The following is a 3,886-nucleotide window of genomic DNA, read 5'->3' on the forward strand; positions in this document are numbered from 1 at the left end:
GGAGATAACTCGGCCCACATCTTGTCCGTCAATAGCGTGCGGTCTGCATTCATAGTCGATCAACAACTCCGTAATTGAGAACAGTTCCTAGTGGTCACTGAACTGACTTACCGCCTTCGCAGTATAAAATCAAAGTTGCGCAGGTGCTCGTCGCGCAGATGCTTCATCCATCGCTCCGTTGCCTCCGGGCTCTCCATCTCGGATGCAGGCAGTGGCAATATGGGCAGTGCGCTGCTGTTGGCACCGTACCGCATCTGCAGCCCGTACTCGCTCAGCTCCGGCAAATACACTACTTCAAACTGGCATCCGCGCGCCTCGTAGGCCCCGCAGTAGGCGGTAATCAATTCGGCATCGGGCAAGAAATGGGGCATAACAAGTAGGCGTAAAAGTAAAGAAAGAGGCCCGGCAACCCACCGGCCCCGAAAAGCGCAGTTCACTGCCCCGGCTCCCGGCCAGAGCGCGGGGGGCCGCTCAGACCCGCTTGCAGCCCTTGCGCTGCTGCTGCCGGGCCTGCAAGTCGTTCCAGCCCCCCATCAACACCTCAACGGTTTCGCTTTGCAGCACCAGCACCCAGTACCGCACCCGGTCCCGCAGAATGTAGTCCCGCACCGAATCCGTGTGCCCTTCGGCCCGTAGCGCCGCCGCCTCGCCCGGCTGCAGGGCCACCGCGAAATGCACGTAGTAGTTGCCATTGGCCAGCAGCGCCATGCTCACGCGCCGGTTATGCAGCCGGCGCACTAGGGCCCGCTTGCTGGTTTCGTAGCTAGGTTTTGCGCCCGGCAGATGGGCCGGTGGTATCGGAAAAGCCATAATCTGACAAGGTAATCGGATTGAAAAATCAGCTCACTGTCATCAAATCCTCCAGCCGGGTTGTGTAGGCCGGCGTGCGCCAGGCCGCCTGGCCCTGCCACGGTGCCGGCCCGCCGCTCGTCGTCGGCAGGGCCGCCGCCAGCTGCACCGTCCCGCGCCCGAACCGGGCATTGAGCCCGTCCAGCGCCGCCATGGCCCGCGCGCCGCGCCCATCGGCCACCGCCACCGGGGCCGGCTCGGTAAACAAACCCAGCTGCTGGGCCCCCGGCGGCTCCAGACCCGCCAGCACCACGCCCGCCTTCGTGTACACCGCGCCCGGCTCCCAGAGCCGCGCCAGCAGCTGCTCCGTGCGCGCCGTCAGCTCCCGCGTGTCGCTGGTGGGCAGTGGCAGCGTCAGCACTGCCGACCGCGAGTGCCCGCCCGCCCCGTCCGCCGCCGGCCCGTAGCGGCTCTGGCTGATAAACACCGTCAGTACGTGGGCCAGGTCGCCCTGCCGCCGCAGCTTCTCGGCGGCCCGCGCCACAAAGGCAGCCAGCGCCCCCCGCACAAACGCCTGCTCCCGCAGCGGCCGCCCGAACGTGCGCGAGCAGCTGATGCTCTGCCGCCGCAGCGTGCCGTCCTCACTCGGCGCCAGCCCCCCCGAGCAGGGGTAGCCCTGCAGCTCGCGCACCAGCCGCGCCCCCACCACGCCGCCCAGGTGCTTGCGCGCCCAGGCCTCCGACACCCGCGCCAGGTCGGCCGCCGAGTCGATTCCCGCCGCGCTCAGCTTGTGGGCGTACTGCCGGCCCACGCCCCACACGTCGCCCACCGCCACCTGCCCCAGCGCCCAGGCCCACCGCTCGGCTGTGTCCAGGTACAGCACCCCGCCCAAGCCGGCATCCTGCTTGGCCAGGCGGTTGGCCAGCTTGGCCAGCGTCTTGCTCGGGGCCACGCCCACGCAGGTCGGAATGCCGGTGCGCGCCCGCACGCCTTCGCGCAGCCGGCGGGCCAGCGCGTCCAGGCCACCTGCCGCCGGCAGCGCGTACCGCTCCAGCCCGCTTAAATCCAGGAAGGCCTCGTCAATCGAATAGATTTCCACCCCCGGCACCGATGCGCCCAGGTAGTGCATCACGCGCCGGCTCATGTCGCCGTACAGCGTGTAATTCGAGCTGAACACCTGTACCTGCTGCTGCCGCAGCTGCTCCTTCACCTGGAAATAGGGCGCCCCCATCGGCAGGCCCAGCGCCTTGGCCTCCGCCGAGCGCGAAATAATGCACCCGTCGTTGTTGCTCAGCACCACCACCGGCCGCCCCTCCAGCCGCGGTTGAAAAACCCGCTCACAACTCACGTAGAAGTTGTTGCAATCCACCAGTCCGAACATTGTTTTTGAGCTTGTAGCTGACAGCTATTAGCTGTTAGCTTGTTTCGTTCAATATCCTGCCGCCGTTGGCCTTTCCATCCACCGGTCAGCTATCAGCTAATAGCCAACAGCTCAAAAAAAAACCTAGTCGCGGCTGTGCAGCAGCGCGCTTAGCCGGCCCGGTATCAGCTCATGCACTACATGGGTCACTACGCCCCAGATGTGCAGCTCCTCGCCGCTCCGAATCCGGTAGGGCTCGTAGGCCGGGTTGGCCGGCACCAGCCACCACGCTTCGCCCCGACGCTCCAGCCGCTTCACCGTGCAGTCGCCATCCACCACGGCCACCACAATGTGGCCGTGGTCGGCTTCCAGATGCTTGTCCACCGCCAGCAAATCGCCCGGGTGTATCTCGGCATCCCGCATGCTCTCGCCCATCACCCGCACCAGGTAGGTTGCGTCGGGGTGCCGGAACAGCAGCCGGTTCAGGTCGAACAAGCCCTCCAGCTCATCGGTGGCCGGGGAGGGGAAACCGGCCGGCACCCGGCAGGCAAACACCGGCAGCAGGGCGGGTATGGGTGCTTCGAGCACCGGGATAAGTAGCACGTCGTACATTGGGCAGCAAGCGTAGGTTGGCTTCCAAAGTAACGATTACTAATTTAATTAGATTAAAAAAGACTAAAAAATTTGGTATTCAACCTTGGCCGTTCCCTTGCCCGACGTTATCGTAAAGCCCGGGGAGGTGAAAAGAGTGTTGCCTCCAGAAAGCGTAGATACGCATCAGGTAGAAGTTACTTTGTGGCTTTACGCCCGGCAGGAGCACATCGGCAAGTATATCTACCTCATGGAGTCCACTGCAGAAGTAGTGGCCGATAGCTTGGTGTTCTATTAAAACGAGAGAAGCTTGTACATTATCAAAAGGCAGCTATGGTGCGCATTACTTCTTACATGGCGTATAGTCTTTTGGGGTGGTTTGCCTGCCTGATGGGGTGCTCTTCCGCGACGAATACGCCCAACGGCAACTTCGGGCAATCCCCGCCCCTGAAACTCAAACACCCGGCCAGTGCGCCGTCCAGTCAGGCTTTAATGAAGCAGTTTGCCGCCGCCCATGTCCGGGCCGACAGCGTGGTAAAACTGGCAGTTCCGGACGCCCAGGATTGGGCTTTTCTAACCACCGATTACGGCTTCACCTACCCTAATTGGGAGGCGCACCCCGGCGACACGTTGCCCGGTCCGGCGCTGGAGTATAAGTTTTACTACGGGCTGCTGTATCAGGGCGACACGATTAGAAGCGCCATTGTCAGCATTGGCCCCGACGGGCGCATATTTCCCAGTGAACTCGCGGAATTGGTAGCCTATCAGAAATTTCTACACGGAGGGCTGACCATCGGACAGCAAAAAGCCGTGGTGATTGGGATGCGGCACGGACTAAAAGAGCGGGACGTCGTGGTTACATTTCATACCAGTGAGTGGGCGAATGATACGCTGACCAGTCTGAAACCAGTAGAGGCGTACTATCACCAGTTGGCCCTTGACCCAGCTCTCGCTTACTGGAAGCTTCAAAACTACTGCGACGGGTGTGCGTGGCTGAAAGTTGGAGCCGGCACGGGTAAGCTTCTTGAACAGGGCAAGACGGTAATCATACATAGAAGCTGTTTAGGAAGTAGAAGATGGGGCAATTTTGCGCAGCAACAATACGGTGAAGGCCAACCAGTGCATGGCCAGCCAGTTTTGCAAGCT

General features: G+C 62.2%; 5 protein-coding genes. 1 reads left to right on the forward strand and 4 read right to left on the reverse strand.

The genetic code is table 11. From position 1 onward, the window contains the following. Window positions 1–107: 107 nt before the first annotated feature. The 4 genes from H145_RS0119170 to H145_RS0119185 all read right to left on the reverse strand — a co-directional run bounded on the left by H145_RS0119170 (window position 108) and on the right by H145_RS0119185 (window position 2,761). Window positions 108–371 (reverse strand): hypothetical protein, encoded by a 264-nt coding sequence (locus tag H145_RS0119170; protein ID WP_019949762.1) that lies wholly within the window; start codon window positions 369–371, stop codon window positions 108–110. 100 nt (window positions 372–471) lie between these two features. Next, window positions 472–810, reverse strand: coding sequence for a hypothetical protein (locus tag H145_RS0119175; protein ID WP_019949763.1), 339 nt, complete (start codon window positions 808–810; stop codon window positions 472–474). Window positions 811–838: 28 nt separating this feature from the next. After that, on the reverse strand, window positions 839–2,170 hold the full coding sequence (locus H145_RS0119180) for a Y-family DNA polymerase (RefSeq protein WP_019949764.1): 1,332 nt from the start codon (window positions 2,168–2,170) through the stop codon (window positions 839–841). A 123-nt stretch (window positions 2,171–2,293) separates the two neighbouring features. After that, the gene (locus H145_RS0119185; protein WP_019949765.1) at window positions 2,294–2,761 is read right to left on the reverse strand and encodes a LexA family protein; all 468 of its coding nucleotides are present in this window, start codon (window positions 2,759–2,761) and stop codon (window positions 2,294–2,296) included. Between the two features lie 312 nt (window positions 2,762–3,073). Here H145_RS0119185 and H145_RS24410 point away from each other — a divergent pair. Beyond that, a partial coding sequence (locus H145_RS24410) for a hypothetical protein (RefSeq protein WP_157541834.1) occupies window positions 3,074–3,886 on the forward strand: 813 nt, incomplete at its 3' end.

Source organism: Hymenobacter aerophilus DSM 13606, from assembly GCF_000382225.1.
Taxonomy (GTDB): Bacteria; Bacteroidota; Bacteroidia; order Cytophagales; family Hymenobacteraceae; genus Hymenobacter; species Hymenobacter aerophilus.